This window comes from Streptomyces sp. O3, from assembly GCF_054788135.1.
Genome location: NZ_JBTVYK010000028.1, coordinates 1 through 16,000 on the forward strand (window position 1 = coordinate 1; position 16,000 = coordinate 16,000).

Consider the following 16,000-nt stretch of genomic DNA (forward strand, 5'->3'; position numbering starts at 1 on the left):
GCGGCGTGCCGGACCGCGCCACGGGGCGCGCGGTCGTCTTCGGCGCGGAACTGCTGCGTACCGCGCAGGTGGTGATCGGCGCCGACGGCACGCCGGACGCGGCGGCCGGGGAGCCCCCGACCGCACCCGACCCCGCGGAGACCGGTACAGCCACACCCGAGAGGACGTCCCCCGGCGCACGCGGGACGGCTGCGGTGCCGCATGGGGCGGCCGCGGGCTCGCATGGGACGGCCGCCGGGTCGCGTGGGGCGGTGTCGGGCTCGCGCGGGACGGGCGCCGGGCCGCGCGGGGCGGCGGCGGGTTCGCACGGGGCGGCCGCCGGGCCGTACGGAGTGGTCACGGACCCGCACGGGACGGGTGCCGGGTCGTATGGGACGCCCCCCGGCTCGCGCGGGACGGACACCGACCCGCACGGGGCGGCTGTCGGGCCGCATGGGGCGGCCACGGGCCCGCACGGTACGGACGCCGGGGTGTATGGGACGGACGCCGGGGTGTATGGGACGGCCGCTGGTTCGTGCGGGGCGGGCACGGACCCGTACCGGACGGGCACGGACCCGTACCGGACGGGCGCTGGGCCGCGCGGGGCGGCGGCCCCGCGGGGGACGGGCACGGGGGCTCACGTCGTGGGGGGCGGTGGTGCGCCCTCCGCTGCTGGGCTCACGCTCGCCGAGGAGATCGAGCAGTGGTATCGCCAGGCCGCCGCGCGCGGGCACCGGCGGGCCGCCCTGTACCTCGGCGCGATCCTGGAGCGGCGCGGCGAACTCAAGGAGGCCGGGCGCTGGTACCTGTCGGCGGCCAGGGACGGCGAGTCGCGCGCCGCCTGCGCGCTGGGCTTCCTGCTGCGCGACGCGGGCGACGAGGAGAGCGCGTCCGTGTGGTGGCTCAAGGCCGCCAAGGACGGCGACGGCAACGCGGCCAACGCGCTCGGCGCGCTGCACGCCGAGCGCGGCGAGCCGCAGTCCGCCGAGCGCTGGTACCGCGTGGCCATGGACGCGGGCGACGTGAACGGCGCGTACAACCTCGCGCTGCTCTGCGCCGGACAAGGCCGGGCCGCCCAGGCCGAGCAGTGGTATCGCCGCGCCGCCTACGCGGGCCACCGCGAGGCGGCCAACGCGCTGGCCGTCCTGCTGCTCCAGGTCGGCGACACGGCGGGCGCGGAGCCCTGGTTCTCCAAGGCCGCCGAAGCGGGCAGCGTGGACGCCGCGTTCAACCTCGGCATCCTGCACGCGGGCCGCGGCGAGGAGGGCTCCGCGCTGCGCTGGTACGAGCGGGCCGCCACGGCGGGGCACACCGAGGCCGCCCTCCAGGTCGGCATCGCCAGGCTCCGCGAGGGCGACCGGCGGGGCGCCGAACGCCATCTGCGGTGCGCCGCGGGCGGCGGCAGCCCCGAGGCCGCGTACCGCCTCGGCACGCTGCTCGACCGCCATCCGCAGCCGGACGTGCTCGGCGAGGCGGTCACCGAGAAGTCGGAGTGCGAGGCGTGGTACGAGCGCGCCGCCGAGCAGGGCCACCGGCGCGCCCAGGTCCGGGTCGGCATGCTCGCGGCCGCGCGCGGCGACGTGGTCGACGCGGCCCGCTGGTACCGCGTGGCCGCCGAGGCGGGCAGCCGCAACGGCGCCTTCAACCTCGGCCTGCTGCTGGCCCGTGAGGGCAGCGAGCCGGAGGCGCTGCTGTGGTGGACCCGCGCGGCCGACGCCGGGCACGGGCGGGCGGCGCTCCGCCTCGCGCTGCTCTGCGCGCGCCGCGGCGAGCTGGCCGAGGGGCAGCGCTGGTGCGACCGCGCCGTCGACCTCGGCCCGGCGGAGGTCACCGAGCGCGCGGCCCGGCTGAGCGAGGCGCTCCAGCAGGAGCTGACGGCGTAGCGCCCACGGCGAGGCCAGGCCAGGCCGCCGTCAAAGAGGCACGGGCCAGGCCGCCGTCCGGGCCGCAGCCCAGGCCGTCCGGACCGGTCCCGAAGCGATTTGCGCTGGTCGGGGCCCTCGCGTAAGGTGGTGTTCACCGACGCGGGGTGGAGCAGCTCGGTAGCTCGCTGGGCTCATAACCCAGAGGTCGCAGGTTCAAATCCTGTCCCCGCTACTGAAGGCCAAGGCCCGGATTCTCGCCAGAGAGTCCGGGCCTTGGTCGTACCGCGTACGCGCGCATGCGTACGCGAGAAGCCCCCGCGCCCATCGGCGCGGGGGCTTCGTCATGGCTCAGGCGGCGGCGCAGTTCGGGCAGACGCCGCGGTAGGTGACCTCGACACCCGAGACCGTGAAGCCGAAGCGCTCCGACGTCGGCAGGTCGGACAGCGGGTCGCCCGCCGGGTGCACGTCCCGGATCGCGCCGCACTGGGCGCAGACCAGATGGTGGTGTGGCCGGTGCGCGTTCGGGTCGTAGCGCTTGGCCCGGCGGTCGGTCGACACCTCGAGTACTTCACCCAGCGTGACCAGCTCGCCCAGCGTGTTGTAGACGGTCGCTCGGGAGATCTCGGGCAGTCGTGCCACAGCGCGCGCGTGCACCTCGTCGGCCGTCAGATGGACGTGGTCGCCGTCGAGGACCTCGGCCACCACACGCCGCTGGGCGGTCATCCGCCAGCCGCGTCCGCGCAGTCGTTCCAACAGGTCACTCATAGGGGCCAGCCTAGCAGTCAAGGGACCTAAGTCCCGAACAGGTGTGAGTCTGGATGCTTACTTGACTTAGATAATGTCCATTGTAGGATCGAGGCTGGCATTAGCCAAGGGACAGGTTCTGTACGGAGCAGCAGAGCACCAGAGCACGCAGGAGGCGCACGTGACGCAGGGACCGCTCACCACGGAGGCCGGAGCGCCGGTCGCCGACAACCAGAACAGCGAGAGCGCGGGCGTCGGCGGCCCCGTCCTGGTCCAGGACCAGTCGCTGCTGGAGAAGCTCGCGCACTTCAACCGCGAGCGCATCCCGGAGCGCATCGTGCACGCGCGCGGCGCCGGTGCGTACGGCACCTTCACGCTGACCCGCGACGTCTCGCAGTGGACCCGCGCCAAGTTCCTCTCCGAGGTCGGCAAGCGGACCGAGACGTTCCTGCGCTTCTCCACCGTCGCGGGCAGCCTCGGCTCGGCGGACGCGGTGCGCGACCCGCGCGGCTTCGCGCTGAAGTTCTACACCGAGGAAGGCAACTACGACCTCGTCGGGAACAACACCCCGGTGTTCTTCATCAAGGACGCCATCAAGTTCCCGGACTTCATCCACACCCAGAAGCGCGACCCGTACACCGGCTCCCAGGAGGCGGACAACGTATGGGACTTCTGGGGTCTGAGCCCCGAGTCCACCCACCAGGTGACCTGGCTGTTCGGCGACCGCGGCATCCCGGCCACGCTGCGCCACATGAACGGCTACGGCTCGCACACCTATCAGTGGAACAACGAGGCGGGTGAGGTCTTCTGGGTCAAGTACCACTTCAAGACCGACCAGGGCATCAAGAACCTCACCGCGGCCGAGGCCGCCAAGCTGGCCGGTGAGGACCCGGACAGCCACCAGCGTGACCTGCGCGAGGCGATCGAGCGCGGCGACTTCCCGAGCTGGACCGTGCAGGTCCAGATCATGCCCGCCGCCGACGCGGCCGCCTACCGCTTCAACCCGTTCGACCTCACCAAGGTGTGGCCGCACGCGGACTACCCGCCGATCGAGATCGGCAAGCTGGAGCTCAACCGCAACCCGGAGAACATCTTCGCCGAGGTCGAGCAGTCGATCTTCAGCCCCGCGCACTTCGTGCCGGGCATCGGCCCGTCCCCGGACAAGATGCTCCAGGGCCGCCTGTTCGCGTACGGCGACGCCCACCGCTACCGCGTCGGCATCAACGCCGACCATCTGCCGGTGAACCGCCCGCACGCTACCGAGGCGCGCACCAACTCCCGTGACGGCTACCTGTACGACGGCCGCCACAAGGGCGCGAAGAACTACGAGCCGAACAGCTTCGGCGGCCCGGCCCAGACCGGCCGTCCGCTGTGGCAGCCGGTCGACGTCACCGGCGGCACGGGCGCCCATGAGGCGCCCCGTCACGCGGAGGACGACGACTTCGTCCAGGCGGGCGACCTCTACCGGCTGATGTCCGATGACGAGAAGGCGCGCCTGATCGAGAACCTCGCGCAGAACATCGCGGGCGTCTCCCGCGACGACATCGCCGAGCGCGCGATCGACAACTTCCGCCGGGCGGACGGCGACTTCGGCAAGCGTCTCGAGGCCGCGGTGACCGCTCTGCGCGGCTGACCCGCGCGGTTCCGTGACCGTACTAGACGGCGCCCAGGGGGGGGGTGGAGCTGATCCCCCTGGGTGCCGTCGCGTTCAGCTCGTCGCGAGTGTCGCCGAGTGGTGCCGACGGCTGGGCGTCCAGCAGCGGATGATGTCGCGTACCGACACGATCCCCACTGGCTCCCGGTCGTCCAGCACGATCAGATGCCGGAACCCTCCGTGTGTCATGGCCTCCGCGGCCTCCTCCAGGGTCCACGCCGGGGTGGCGAAGACGACGTCGGTCGTGGTGTGCGTGCCTGCTGTCTCCAGGTCGGGGTCCTGGCCCGCGCCGATGGAGTTGAGGACATCGCGCTCGGTGAGAATGCCGAGCGCACTGGCGTCGGTGTCGAGGACGACCGCGGCGCCGACCCGGCGCGCGGACATCAGCCGGGCGGCCTGTCGGAGGGTGTGGTCGGGGCCGACGGTCAGGACCAGGGTGCTCATGGCGTCACGGACGAGCATGGGCTGAAGCCACCTCCTTGGTGAATCCACCTCTCAGACCCCTAGAGAATGGATTCACAAGTTCACAAGTGGGGTCGCTCTCAGAGTGGCAGGGAAACGGAACGCCAACAAGTGGGCCCCACCGACGCGATACGCCCCGGTACCCCCTGCCCCTCTGACGCTCAGTAGCGCTGGTTGAGATAGCCGAGCAGTTCCTCGTGGAGCCGCCCGTTGGAGGCGGCGGCGTTTCCGCTGTGCGGTCCCGGCGCGCCGTCCAGGCCGGTGAAGGCGCCGCCCGCCTCGGTCACGATGATCGCGTTCGCCGCCATGTCCCAGAGCGAGAGCTCCGGTTCGGCGCAGATGTCCACCGAGCCCTCGGCGACCATCATGTACGGCCAGAAGTCGCCGTAGCCACGGGTGCGCCAGCACGCGCGCGTCAGGTCCAGGAAGCCGTCCAGCCGCCCCTGCTCCTCCCAGCCGCTCAGCGAGGAGTACGCGAACGAGGCGTCAGCGAGCTGGGACACCCGCGAGACCTGAAGCCGGGTCGCGGCCGTCAGACTGCGGCCGGTGTACGCGCCCGCGCCCTTCGCCGCCCACCAGCGGCGGCCGAGCGCCGGAGCGGAGACCACGCCCACCACCGGCTGGTAGCCGCCCTCGCCCGCCTCCATCAGCGAGATCAGCGTCGCCCAGACCGGGACGCCGCGTACGTAGTTCTTGGTGCCGTCGATCGGGTCGATCACCCAGCGGCGCGGCCCGGTGCCCTCGATCCCGAACTCCTCGCCCAGGATCGCGTCCCGCGGCCTGGCACGCTGGAGCTGTCCGCGGATCAGTTCCTCGGCGCCCTTGTCGGCCTCGCTCACCGGTGTCATGTCCGGCTTGGTCTCGACCTTCAGGTCCAGCGCCCGGAAGCGTTCCATGGTCGCGTGGTCGGCGGCGTCGGCCAGCACATGGGCGAGGCGGAGGTCATCGTGGTAGTCGGACATGGCCGAACAGTATCGAGCGCCGACCGCACCAGCCACACGGCCCTGTACTCGCCACACGGCCCCGCACGTGTTCGGCGCTCGTTCGGCAGGTGTTCGGTCTGCCGTGGCTCTTGACAGCGCCGCCGCGTGCGTCAACTCTGGCACCGAGCCGCTGGCCGCGGAGCCGATCGGCTGGGAGGCGATGATGCCCGCAGCGCGCGAAGCCTTACTGAACGCGGCGTACACCGCCCTGCGGCACCGCCCCTGGGACGCGGTGCGGATGGTCGACGTCGCCGCCGTGGCCGGGGTCTCCCGGCAGACCCTGTACAACGAGTTCGGCAGCAAGGACGGGCTGGCCAGGGCGCTGGTGCGGCGCGAGACCGACGGCTATCTGGCCGGGCTCGACCGGGCGCTCGCCGCCGGCGGCCTGCCCGCCGCGGCACAGTGGACGGCGACCCAGGGCCGCGACAACGCCCTGGTCCACGCGGTGCTCACCGGCTGCTGGGGCCCGCGACTGCCCGCGCCGACGCTCGCCGCCGCGCCCTCCGGCTCCGCCGTCCCCGCGCAGCGGCGCGCGGACGGCGCGCTTCCGGCGCCGGGCGAGCTGATGGCCCTGGTACGGGACCGCGCGGTGGCCGCGCTCGCCGCACCGGGAGCGGACCGGGCCGCCACGGACGCGCTGGCGCGGACCTGCGAACTGGCGATGCGGGTCGCGCTGTCCTGCGTGCTGGTCCCGGCGGAATCCGACGCCGCCCGCCTCGTCGGGGACCTGCTCCGTACGCCGTAGCCGCCCGGCCCAAAGCCTCCTACGCGCGCGACACACGCGATATGCGCGACACACGCGATACGCGTCCTCCGCGCCTCAGTGCGCGCCGCCCGAGAGCTGGAGTCCGATCACGCCGACGATGACCAGCGTGATCGAGACCAGCTTCAGCGTGGACACCACATCACCGAGGAAGACCATGCCGTAGACCGCCGTGCCCGCGGCGCCGATGCCCGTCCACACCGCGTACGCCGGACCGACGTCCAGCCGCTTCAGGGCGAGGGTCAACAGCCCGAAGCTGCTCAGCGCGAAGGCCGCGAAGGAGATCGTGGGCCACAGCCGGGTGAAGCCGTGCGAGAGCTTCAGGCACACCGCGAATCCCGTCTCCAGGAGTCCGGCGACAATGACCAGCAGCCACGCCATGGTGTGTGCCTCCGTCAGTTCCCCTGGATCTTCCGTTGAGATTATGCACTTACCGGAGGTGTTCGAGCGTAAACACCGATCAATCGCCCTCGGATCAGTCGCCTTCGCGCCGCTCCCTGGTGGCCAGCAGTCTGCGCAGCGAGTACAGCCGCGCCGGATCGGCGTGGCCGTCGGCGACCCAGGCGTCCAGCGCGCAGTCCGGCTCGTCGTGGCTGCACGCGCGCGGGCACCCCGCGCTGCCCGGCTCCAGGTCGGGGAAGGCGTGGATCACCCGAGACGGATCGACATGGTGCAGCCCGAAGGACCGCACGCCGGGCGTGTCGATCACCCAGCCCTCGCCGTCCGACAGCGGAAGGGCCAGCGCCGATGTGGTCGTGTGCCGACCTCGGCCCGTCACGGCGTTCACATGCCCCGTGCTGCGCCGCCTGTCCTCTGGCACCAGCGCGTTCACCAGCGTCGTCTTGCCGACGCCCGAGTGGCCGACGAACGCCGTGACATGGCCGTCGAGCAGCTCGCGCACCCGCAGCGCCGCATCGCCGCTGGCCAGTTCCTCGCGGCTGGTCACGGCGTACGGGACGCCGAGCGCGCCATACGCCTCCAGGAGCTCGTCCGCCGGGGCCAGGTCGCACTTGGTGAGGATCAGCAGCGGCTCAAGACCGGCGTCGTACGCCGCGACCAGGCAGCGGTCGATCAGCCGCGGCCGCGGCTGGGGGTCGGCGAGCGCGGTGACGATCGCCAGCTGATCGGCGTTGGCGACGACCACCCGCTCGTACGGGTCGTCGTCGTCGGCCGTGCGGCGCAGCACCGATGAGCGCTCCCCGATGCGGACGATCCGCGCCAGGGTGTCCTTCTTGCCGGACAGATCGCCGACGAGCGCGACCCGGTCGCCCACGACCGCGGCCTTGCGGCCCAGCTCACGCGCCTTCATCGCCATGACGACACGGTCCTCGACGAGACATGTCAGCCGCCCCCGGTCCACGGTGAGGACCATGCCGTCCGCCGCGTCCTCGTGCTTGGGCCTGATGTTCGTACGCGGCCGGTTGCCCTTGCGGTTGGGGCGGACCCGGATGTCGTCCTCGTCGGGGTTCTTGCCGTAGCGGCGCATGGCGTCAGTTGCTCCGGGCTCCGAGCATGTCCGTCCAGAGGCCGGGGAAGTCCGGGAGGGTCTTCGCCGTCGTGGCGACGTTCTCGATCTGTACGTCCTTGACCGTCAGGCCGATGATCGCGCCCGCGGTGGCCATACGGTGGTCGTCGTAGGTGTGGAACACCCCGCCGTGCAGTCGGCGCGGGCGGATGCGCAGGCCGTCGGCGGTCTCGGTGACATCGCCGCCGAGTTCGTTGATCTCCTTGGTGAGCGCGGCCAGGCGGTCGGTCTCGTGCAGCCTGAGGTGCGCGACCCCGCGCAGCGTGGAGGGGGAGTCGGCGAGCGCCGCCACCGCCGCGATGCCCGGAGTCAGCTCGCCCACCTCGCCCAGGTCCACGTCGATGCCGTGGATCGCGCCGGAGCCGGTGAACGTCAGTCCCCGCTCGGTCAGCTCGCAGGAGCCGCCCATCTCGGTGAAGATCTCGCGCAGCGCGTCACCGGGCTGTGTGGTGCGCTCCGGCCAGTCCGGGATGGTGACCCGGCCGCCGGTGACCAGGGCGGCGGCGAGGAACGGCTGGGCGTTGGACAGATCCGGCTCGATGACCAGGTCACGGCCGAGCAGCGCGCCGGGGGTGACCCGCCAGACGTCGGGCTCGCCGCCGGACTCCGGCGAGTCGACCTGGGCGCCGACCGCGCGCAGCATGTCGACCGTCATCCGGATGTGCGGCATCGACGGCAGGCGGCCGCCTACATGGCGCACCTCGACACCCTGGTTGAAGCGCGGGGCGGACAGCAGCAGCGCGGAGACGAACTGCGAGGACGAGGAGGCGTCGATCTCGATCCGGCCGCCCTCCAGCGCACCGCCGCCGCGCACGGTCATCGGCAGCGCGCCGCGCTCGTCGTCGTCGATCCGGGCGCCCAGGCCGCGCAGCGCGTCGATCACGCCGCCCAGCGGGCGCTCGTACGAGCGGGGGTCGCCGTCGAACCGTACGTCGCCGTCCGCGAGGGTCGCCACGGGCGGCAGGAAGCGCATGACCGTACCGGCGTTGCCGACGTCCACGGTCGCCGGGCCGTGCAGCCCGGACGGGATGACCCGCCAGGCCTCGCCCGCGCCGTCCGGGGAACCCGCGCCGTCCGGCCGCCCCGCTGTGGACGAGCTGGAGGAGACGGTCTCCTCGATGCCGACGCCGAGCGCGCGCAGCGCCCCGGCCATCAGCAGGGTGTCGCGGGAGCGCAGCGGGCGGCGCAGCCAGCCCGGCTCGGCGGCGAGCGACGCCAGGACCAGGGCGCGGTTGGTGACCGATTTCGAGCCGGGCACGGGGACCGTCGCGTGCACGGCTCCGCTCGCGAGGGGGGCGGGCCAGAGGGCGGAGTGCGCGGGGTTCTCGGTCATGTCCCACACTTTAATGCGTGGGACTGACAGGGGGATCTTGATCAAAAGCGGCGAAACACCGTCGAAACAGCGCGCCGGCGTCCGGGGCGCCCCTTGTCACCAGCCGAGCAGCCAGCGCCCGCCGCCCAGCAGCGAGCACACCGAGACCGCGTGGAAGAAGAAGAGCCAGAGTGCCGCGGGCACCCGCGTGAGGCGCGCCAACTGGTCCGCGTCCGAGTCCCCCGCCCCGCCGCGTCGCCGCTTGGCCTGGAGCTCGAAGGCCGGTCGTACACCGCCCAGCAGCAGGAACCACACCGCGGCGTACGCGAACGCCGACTGCACATCGGCGTCGGCGAGCCAGGACACCAGCAGGAAGACGCCGCCGGTCAGGAGCACCGTCACCGCGCCGTAGACATTGCGGATCATCACCAACAGCACGACGAGCAGCGCCGTCGCCAGCCAGAGCAGCGCCGTGACATGGTGCGCCGCGAGCAGCCACGCGCCGCCCAGGCCGAGCAGCGGGGGCGCGGTGTAGCCCGCCGCGGCGGTGAGGATCATGCCGACGCCGGTGGGCCTGCCCCGGCTGACGGTCAGGCCGCTGGTGTCCGAGTGCAGCCGGATGCCCTCCAGCCTGCGTCCGGTGACCAGGGCTATCAGGCCGTGGCCGCCCTCGTGGGCGATGGTGATGGCGTTACGGGCGATCCGCCAGCTCCACCGGGTGATCACCACGGCGAGGGCCGCGGCCCCCGTGAGGTACACCAGCCACGGCTCCGGGGCGGGCTGGGTGCCGAAGACGCGGTCCCACAGGTCGGTCAGGGACGCGGCGGCGATGGCGTTGCTGTCCATTGCGGGGATCGGCTCCAGAGGGGTGAGGGGATCTGGCAGTGTGGCACGCATGTGCGGTAGGTATGCGTCGAGTCGTCGGCCCGAGGATCTCGCGGGAATCTTTGAAATCGATAAGTGGGAGCCGGAGGAGGAACTCGCCCCGGACTGGAACGTGGCGCCCACCAAAGAGGTCTACGCCGTCCTCGACCGCCCTCTTAAAGACGCCGACGACCCGCGCCCGGTTCGGCAGCTGCGCAAGCTGAAGTGGGGGCTCGTCCCCTCCTGGGCCAAGACGCCCGACGGCGGCGCCCGGATGATCAACGCCCGCGCGGAGACCGTGCACGAGAAGCCCTCGTACCGGCGCGCCTTCACCGCCCGCCGCTGCATCCTCCCGGCCGACGGCTACTACGAGTGGGTCACCGGGGACGCGGAGCGCCAGCTGGAGGTCGAGGGCAAGAAGAAGCGGCCGCGCAAGCAGCCCTACTTCGTGACCCCGGCGGGCGGGTCGGTCTTCGCGATGGCCGGGCTCTACGAGTTCTGGCGGGACGGCACGCTGCCCGGCGACCATCCGGGCGCCTGGTGGGTGACCTGCTCCGTGATCACCACGGAGGCGGAGACCGGTCCGCTCGGCGTGGCCCCGGCCGAAGGACCGCGCTCGCTCGCCGACATCCACCCCCGGATGCCGCTGATGCTGACGCCGGACCGCTGGGACGCCTGGCTCGACCCCGCGCGCACCGCCGTCGACGACCTGCTGCCGCTGCTCGCCCCGCCGCCGGAAGGGCTGATGCGGGCCTACCCGGTCTCGACAGCGGTCAGCAACGTACGGAACAACGGGGCCGAGCTGCTGAAGGAACTGGACGGGCCGGAGGAGGGAACGCTCTTCTGACGCGGGGCGCGGCCCTGGTGACGGACGTCGGACGCGCCGTCCCGGCGTTCCGCCGCCGCGACGCGCGCGAGGCACTATGGGCGTCGTGACTCCCAAGGAACACAAGGAACACAAGGAACACAAAGAACACCGCGAGTCCGAGGAACACCGCGAGCTCGTCGAGACCGACGCGGGCACCGCCCGCATCACCTGGCACACCCCGGCAAAGCCCCACCTTGTCCTCGCACTCGGCCACGGCGCGGGCGGCGGCATCGAGGCCCGCGACCTGCGCGCCATCGCCGCCGGACTGCCCGCCCAAGGCGTCACCGTCGCCCTGGTGGAGCAGCCCTGGCGGGTCGCGGGCAAGAAGGTCGCGCCCGCGCCCAAGACGCTGGACACGGGCTGGCGCGGCCTGTGGCCCGCGCTGACCCGCCCCGGACTCCCGGTGATCGCCGGAGGCCGCAGCGCCGGCGCGCGCGTGGCCTGCCGTACCGCGACCGAGCTGGGCGCCCGTGCCGTACTCGCGCTGAGCTTCCCGCTGCACCCTCCGGGCAAGCCCGAGAAGTCCCGCGCCGACGAGCTACTCGACGCCGGTGTGCCCACGCTGGTCGTCCAGGGCGGCAACGACCCCTTCGGCAGGCCCGCGGAGTTCCCCGACGGCCCGTACGACCTGGTCGAGATCCCGTACGGCGACCATGGGTTCGCCGTGCCCAAGAAGGCGGACATCGGGCAGGACGAGGCCGTGGCGAGAATCACCCGCGCGATCGCCGCCTGGATCGAGCGTCTCCGGGAATGACGGCGCGCCGACCGCTGTTGTGCGGGACGTCGGTACACACACTCGGAGAGGGAGTCCGCCGCATGGGTTCGACCATCTGCCCCAGCCGCGCCAGCACCGCTGAGCTGGAGATGTCCATGCTGGCCGCGGCCAAGACCACCCCTATTCGAGCGGCGGGCGGGCACGATCGTCGTCTATCCTCCGATTCGAGCGGGTCCGGTATCGGACGCGCCACATCGCTGGAGGAGGTGGGTCCGGTCACTGGGACCGACGACGGCCGAGTGGAAGAGACGGCACACGAGTCGGCTACTGAGCGCAACGCCCGCTTCGAGCGGACCGCGCTCGAGTTCCTCGACCAGATGTATTCGGCCGCCCTGCGCATGACGCGCAACCCGGCCGATGCCGAGGACCTGGTGCAGGAGACCTACGCCAAGGCGTACGCGTCCTTCCACCAGTTCCGCGAGGGCACCAACCTCAAGGCCTGGCTGTACCGCATCCTCACCAACACGTTCATCAACTCGTACCGCAAGAAGCAGCGCGAACCCCAGCGCAGCGCCGCCGAAGACATCGAGGACTGGCAGCTCGCGCGCGCCGAGTCGCACATGTCCACGGGGCTGCGCTCCGCCGAGTCGCAGGCGCTGGACCACCTGCCGGACTCGGACGTGAAGTCGGCGCTGCAGGCGATTCCCGAAGAGTTCCGCATCGCGGTCTATCTGGCGGACGTAGAGGGCTTTGCGTACAAGGAGATCGCGGACATCATGGGAACTCCCATCGGTACGGTGATGTCCCGGCTGCACCGGGGCCGCCGTCAGCTGCGCGGCATGCTCGAGGACTACGCGCGCGAGCGCGGGCTGGTTCCGGCGGGCGCGGTGGAGTCGTCGAACGATCGGAAAGGCTCGGGCTCATGAGCTGCGGAGAGCCGCACGAGACGGACTGCTCAGAGGTCCTGGACCATCTCTATGAGTTCCTGGACCACGAGATGCCCGACAGCGACTGCAACAAGTTCGAGACGCACTTCGAGGAGTGCTCTCCGTGCCTGGAGAAGTACGGTCTCGAACAGGCGGTCAAGAAGCTGGTGAAGCGCTGCTGCGGGCATGACGACGTCCCGGCCGACCTGCGGTCGAAGGTCATGGGGCGGATCGACCTGATCCGCTCGGGTCAGGCGGTGCCCGACCACGACCTGACGGCCTCGGCCGAACTGCCGACGGCGGGCAACGAGGCCTGACCGCACGCCGCTTCGGCTGACCGCGCGCCGCTTCGGCTGTGCCCACCGGGCCGTACCCACCTAGCCGTCGGCACCGGGCCGTCCCCGCCCGGCTGTCACCCGAAGGTGCTAATCCACGGCCGCGGAGCCGGGCGAATCCGGCGTAGGCCACACGCGCCGTACGACGCCGCAATATTCTCCGGATGCTGACCGGACACGCCACCAGGCGTGCCCCCACCGGTGTCACGGGGAGGAGAGCGCGTGCGGTCCGTTCCCCCGCCGGCCCGGCTCCTGATCGCGTGCGTCGCGCTGGGGGCCGTCGGCTGCGCGCTGCCCGCGTTCACCCGCGCGACTCCGTGGCTGACCGTGGCACTGCTCGCCGCGCTGTACGCGGGCTGCGAGCGGGTGGTACGCCGCCGCTTCCTCGGGGACCGCGCGCCCCACGGCATCGGCGCCTTCGTCCCCCTGCTGCTCGCCGGGGTGTTCCTGCTCCCGCCAGCGGCCGCCGCGCTGGTCGCGGTGCCCGGTGCGCTTCTCGCCCCCGTCGAGCGGTCGCCCACGGGCCCGCGCCGCCTGTGGCGGGCCGCCCGGCTCGCCCTGGCCTGCTGGGCGGGCGCCGCCGTGCACCGCGCGCTGGACGGCTGCACCGTGCTCAGCACCGACGCGCCGACCGTGCCGCACTTCCCGCACGCCCTGCTGCCCGCCGGTGCGTCGGCACTGGCGTTCTGCCTGGCGCTCGCCGCGCTGGACGGCGCGATCCTGGCCACGGCCGACCGCCAGCCGCTGGGCGCGGCCTGGCGCGGCCAGCTCATCGGCTCGCTCGCCCCGACCGCCGTACACGGCCTCGCCGGACTGATGACAGCCGTCCTGTGGACCAGCCCCTACGGGCCCGCGGCCGCCCTGCTCGTGCTGCTGCCGATGTACGTCTCCTGCTGGGTCTTCGCCCAGTACCACCGCGAGCGCGCCGCACACCAGGCGACCATCAGGGCCCTGGTACAGGCCGTGGACATCAAGGACGAGTACACCCGCGGCCACAGCGAACGCGTGGGCCGCGCGTCGGAGTTGATCGCCCGTGAACTCGGCATGGCGGACGAACGCGTGCGGGCGCTGCGCTTCGCGGGCATCCTGCACGACGTGGGCAAACTCGGCGTGCCGACCCGGCTGCTCAGAAAGGACGGGCCGCTGACCCCCGAGGAGCGCCGGGTGATCGAACTGCACCCCGAGTACGGCCATGAGATGGTGCGCGGCATCGGATTCCTGGGCGAGGCGCGTGCGGCGATCCTGCACCACCACGAGCGGCTCGACGGCAGCGGCTACCCGTACGGCCTGGCGGGGCGGGACATCCCGGAGTTCGCGCGCGTGGTCGCGGTCGCCGACGCCTTCGACGCGATGACCTCGACCCGCTCCTACCGCCGGGCGCGGCCGGCCGCCGACGCGGTCACCGAGCTGAAGCGCTGCGCCGGACGGCAGTTCGACCCGCGGATGGTACGGGCCCTGGTGCGCGCCCTGGACCGCGTGGGGCCCGGGGAAGGGTGGCACCCGGCCGTGACGGCGGACGGACCCACTGACTCGCCGAACCAGAGCAGGAACGTCCCACCACCGCGAGCCACGGCTCCGGACCCGCTCCCGCCCGTGCCCCCGCCCGCGAACCCGCGTGCGAACCCGCGTGCGAGGGAAGCCCTCGCACCCGAGCGTGACGCACGCGCGCGTGACGCATCCGAGCGCGACGCACGCGCGCGTGGCCTACCCGCGTCGCCCCGGCGCGATCCGGGCGCGGCGCGATGAGGCGCCGTACGCCCGTCGCCGTGGTGCTCGTGTGTGCCGTCGCCGGTCTGGTGGTCGCGTTCGCCCTGGCCCACACGCTCTGGCACGGCATCGACCAGCGCGGCAGCGCGCTCGCCTTCGGGCTGCTGATCGCCGTCGGGGAGCTCGCCCGCTGGCGGAGCGGGGACGGCGGGGACCGGGAACCCGCGCCCCTCGGCGCCGCGGGAGCGCTCGCGTACGCCCTGCTCGGCCAGCACGGCGTGCCCCAGGTCATCGCGGTCGTCACCGCCGCGACGCTGGCCGGATCGGTGCCGCACCTGGCCCGCGACCGAGGGCCGGGGCTCGACCACATCGCCCGCCGGGTGCTCACCGTCGGCTTCGCGGCGGTCTGCTTCCAGCCGCTCTACCACGCGGGCGCACAGGGCGCACAAGGCGAGCCGGTCGGCCACGGACCGTACTACGTGCTGTGGATCGTCGGGGTGCTCGCCCTCACCGCCCTGTGCGACGCCGTACTCGCCGCCGCCCTGCTGCACGCCCGCACCCGATGGCCGTACGGCCCGCTGCTCCGCGACGCGCTGCGCGGCCTCACCGGGATCGCCTCCGCGGTCGGCGCGACCGGCGCGGTGATGGCCCTCGCGGTCGCCGTCGTCGGGCTGTGGGCACTGCCCGTGTTCTGTGTGCCGCTGCTGCTCACCCAGTTCGCCTTCCGGCGCTACGCGGCCGTCCGCACCACGTACCGGCAGACGATCGCCTCACTCGCCCGGTCCACCGAGGTCGCCGGATACACCCCGGCGGGCCACGCCCGCAGGGTCGCCGCGCTCAGCCGCGCCGTCGGCCGGGATCTCGGCCTGACCGAGCGCGAGCTGACGGTCCTGGAGTACGCGGCGCTGATGCACGACATCGGCCAGCTGTCCCTGCTCGACCCGGTCCCGGCGGGCGCCACCGCGCCCCTGCCCGCCGCCGAGCAGCGCCGGATCGCCCTGCTCGGCGGTGCGGTGGTGCGGCAGACCGGGGTGCCCGCCGACGTCGCCGTGGTGGTCGAACGCCAGGCGGACCCGTACCGTGAGCAGCCGCTCACCGCCCGGATCGTCCGCGCGGTGAACGCGTACGACGAGATGGCCCGCCGCGACGGGCCCGGCGGCCCGCTGACCGCCCTGGCGCGGCTGCGGCTGGCGACCGGGCACGACTACCAGCCCGAAGTCGTTGAATCATTGGCACGGGTACTCGCCAGAGCGGCGTGACCCGGCTGGCGGGGTGGCTGACCCGTGTGCTCACTGGGT

Annotated in this window: 16 protein-coding genes and 1 tRNA gene; 10 read left to right on the forward strand and 7 right to left on the reverse strand. The window is 72.8% G+C overall.

The genetic code is table 11. From position 1 onward, the window contains the following. Positions 1–5 precede the first annotated feature (5 nt). On the forward strand, positions 6–1,862 hold the full coding sequence (locus ACX6XY_RS15980) for a tetratricopeptide repeat protein (RefSeq protein WP_460330981.1): 1,857 nt from the start codon (positions 6–8) through the stop codon (positions 1,860–1,862). 140 nt (positions 1,863–2,002) lie between these two features. Next, positions 2,003–2,076, forward strand: a tRNA-Met gene (locus tag ACX6XY_RS15985). Positions 2,077–2,192: 116 nt separating this feature from the next. Here ACX6XY_RS15985 and ACX6XY_RS15990 read toward each other — a convergent pair. After that, the gene (locus ACX6XY_RS15990) at positions 2,193–2,609 is read right to left on the reverse strand and encodes a Fur family transcriptional regulator (RefSeq protein ID WP_460330799.1); all 417 of its coding nucleotides are present in this window, start codon (positions 2,607–2,609) and stop codon (positions 2,193–2,195) included. A gap of 160 nt (positions 2,610–2,769) precedes the next feature. Between ACX6XY_RS15990 and ACX6XY_RS15995 the strand changes: the two genes are divergently transcribed. Further along, entirely contained in the window at positions 2,770–4,221 is a 1,452-nt protein-coding gene (locus tag ACX6XY_RS15995) for a catalase (RefSeq protein WP_460330802.1), read from the forward strand. 75 nt (positions 4,222–4,296) lie between these two features. On the opposite strand, the gene ACX6XY_RS16000 is transcribed toward ACX6XY_RS15995, so the two are convergent. Next, positions 4,297–4,704 carry a CBS domain-containing protein gene (locus ACX6XY_RS16000; protein WP_460330805.1) on the reverse strand — a complete coding sequence of 136 codons (408 nt, stop codon included), beginning with the start codon at positions 4,702–4,704 and terminating at the stop codon, positions 4,297–4,299. A gap of 161 nt (positions 4,705–4,865) precedes the next feature. Beyond that, entirely contained in the window at positions 4,866–5,666 is an 801-nt protein-coding gene (gene hisN / locus ACX6XY_RS16005) for a histidinol-phosphatase (RefSeq protein ID WP_460330806.1), read from the reverse strand. Positions 5,667–5,847: 181 nt separating this feature from the next. Here hisN and ACX6XY_RS16010 point away from each other — a divergent pair, with 181 nt between their 5' ends. Then, positions 5,848–6,432, forward strand: coding sequence for a TetR/AcrR family transcriptional regulator (locus ACX6XY_RS16010; protein WP_460330982.1), 585 nt, complete (start codon positions 5,848–5,850; stop codon positions 6,430–6,432). 75 nt (positions 6,433–6,507) lie between these two features. Here ACX6XY_RS16010 and ACX6XY_RS16015 read toward each other — a convergent pair whose 3' ends face one another. The 4 genes from ACX6XY_RS16015 to ACX6XY_RS16030 form a co-directional block, all read right to left on the reverse strand. Beyond that, positions 6,508–6,831 carry a DMT family transporter gene (locus tag ACX6XY_RS16015; RefSeq protein WP_460330809.1) on the reverse strand — a complete coding sequence of 108 codons (324 nt, stop codon included), beginning with the start codon at positions 6,829–6,831 and terminating at the stop codon, positions 6,508–6,510. Positions 6,832–6,925: 94 nt separating this feature from the next. Continuing rightward, positions 6,926–7,936 carry a ribosome small subunit-dependent GTPase A gene (rsgA, locus tag ACX6XY_RS16020; protein ID WP_460330812.1) on the reverse strand — a complete coding sequence of 337 codons (1,011 nt, stop codon included), beginning with the start codon at positions 7,934–7,936 and terminating at the stop codon, positions 6,926–6,928. Positions 7,937–7,940: 4 nt separating this feature from the next. Beyond that, positions 7,941–9,308: a 3-phosphoshikimate 1-carboxyvinyltransferase gene (gene aroA, locus ACX6XY_RS16025; protein WP_460330815.1), complete on the reverse strand. Its 1,368-nt coding sequence runs from the start codon at positions 9,306–9,308 to the stop codon at positions 7,941–7,943. Positions 9,309–9,404: 96 nt separating this feature from the next. After that, the gene (locus ACX6XY_RS16030; protein WP_460330818.1) at positions 9,405–10,133 is read right to left on the reverse strand and encodes a M50 family metallopeptidase; all 729 of its coding nucleotides are present in this window, start codon (positions 10,131–10,133) and stop codon (positions 9,405–9,407) included. Positions 10,134–10,182: 49 nt separating this feature from the next. On the opposite strand from ACX6XY_RS16030, the gene ACX6XY_RS16035 reads away from it, so the two are divergent. From ACX6XY_RS16035 to ACX6XY_RS16060, 6 genes are all read left to right on the forward strand, one after another. Beyond that, complete coding sequence (locus ACX6XY_RS16035; protein ID WP_460330820.1) at positions 10,183–10,998, forward strand: SOS response-associated peptidase; 816 nt, start codon at positions 10,183–10,185, stop codon at positions 10,996–10,998. 184 nt (positions 10,999–11,182) lie between these two features. After that, positions 11,183–11,773: an alpha/beta hydrolase family protein gene (locus ACX6XY_RS16040; RefSeq protein ID WP_460330985.1), complete on the forward strand. Its 591-nt coding sequence runs from the start codon at positions 11,183–11,185 to the stop codon at positions 11,771–11,773. 227 nt (positions 11,774–12,000) lie between these two features. Next, positions 12,001–12,660, forward strand: a complete 660-nt coding sequence (locus ACX6XY_RS16045) for a sigma-70 family RNA polymerase sigma factor (RefSeq protein WP_460330988.1) — start codon at positions 12,001–12,003, stop codon at positions 12,658–12,660. Beyond that, positions 12,657–12,977 carry a mycothiol system anti-sigma-R factor gene (gene rsrA, locus ACX6XY_RS16050; protein ID WP_460330822.1) on the forward strand — a complete coding sequence of 107 codons (321 nt, stop codon included), beginning with the start codon at positions 12,657–12,659 and terminating at the stop codon, positions 12,975–12,977. Before ACX6XY_RS16045 ends, rsrA begins: the two co-directional genes overlap by 4 nt. Positions 12,978–13,217: 240 nt before the next feature. Next, positions 13,218–14,741 (forward strand): HD-GYP domain-containing protein, encoded by a 1,524-nt coding sequence (locus ACX6XY_RS16055; RefSeq protein WP_460330825.1) that lies wholly within the window; start codon positions 13,218–13,220, stop codon positions 14,739–14,741. Beyond that, positions 14,738–15,961 carry an HD-GYP domain-containing protein gene (locus tag ACX6XY_RS16060; protein ID WP_460330828.1) on the forward strand — a complete coding sequence of 408 codons (1,224 nt, stop codon included), beginning with the start codon at positions 14,738–14,740 and terminating at the stop codon, positions 15,959–15,961. The genes ACX6XY_RS16055 and ACX6XY_RS16060 overlap by 4 nt, the downstream gene beginning before the upstream one ends. Positions 15,962–16,000: the final 39 nt, after the last annotated feature.

What these genes read in the sequence shown, in the direction of transcription:
- ACX6XY_RS16000 (WP_460330805.1), bottom strand. Translation starts at nt 4,704, where the DNA reads ATGCTCGTCCGTGACGCCATGAGCACCCTGGTCCTGACCGTCGGCCCC.
- ACX6XY_RS16015 (WP_460330809.1), bottom strand. Translation starts at nt 6,831, where the DNA reads ATGGCGTGGCTGCTGGTCATTGTCGCCGGACTCCTGGAGACGGGATTC.
- ACX6XY_RS16030 (WP_460330818.1), bottom strand. Translation starts at nt 10,133, where the DNA reads ATGGACAGCAACGCCATCGCCGCCGCGTCCCTGACCGACCTGTGGGAC.
- ACX6XY_RS16010 (WP_460330982.1), top strand. Translation starts at nt 5,848, where the DNA reads ATGATGCCCGCAGCGCGCGAAGCCTTACTGAACGCGGCGTACACCGCC.
- ACX6XY_RS16060 (WP_460330828.1), top strand. Translation starts at nt 14,738, where the DNA reads ATGAGGCGCCGTACGCCCGTCGCCGTGGTGCTCGTGTGTGCCGTCGCC.
- rsrA (WP_460330822.1), top strand. Translation starts at nt 12,657, where the DNA reads ATGAGCTGCGGAGAGCCGCACGAGACGGACTGCTCAGAGGTCCTGGAC.
- hisN (WP_460330806.1), bottom strand. Translation starts at nt 5,666, where the DNA reads ATGTCCGACTACCACGATGACCTCCGCCTCGCCCATGTGCTGGCCGAC.
- ACX6XY_RS16035 (WP_460330820.1), top strand. Translation starts at nt 10,183, where the DNA reads ATGTGCGGTAGGTATGCGTCGAGTCGTCGGCCCGAGGATCTCGCGGGA.
- aroA (WP_460330815.1), bottom strand. Translation starts at nt 9,308, where the DNA reads ATGACCGAGAACCCCGCGCACTCCGCCCTCTGGCCCGCCCCCCTCGCG.
- rsgA (WP_460330812.1), bottom strand. Translation starts at nt 7,936, where the DNA reads ATGCGCCGCTACGGCAAGAACCCCGACGAGGACGACATCCGGGTCCGC.
- ACX6XY_RS15990 (WP_460330799.1), bottom strand. Translation starts at nt 2,609, where the DNA reads ATGAGTGACCTGTTGGAACGACTGCGCGGACGCGGCTGGCGGATGACC.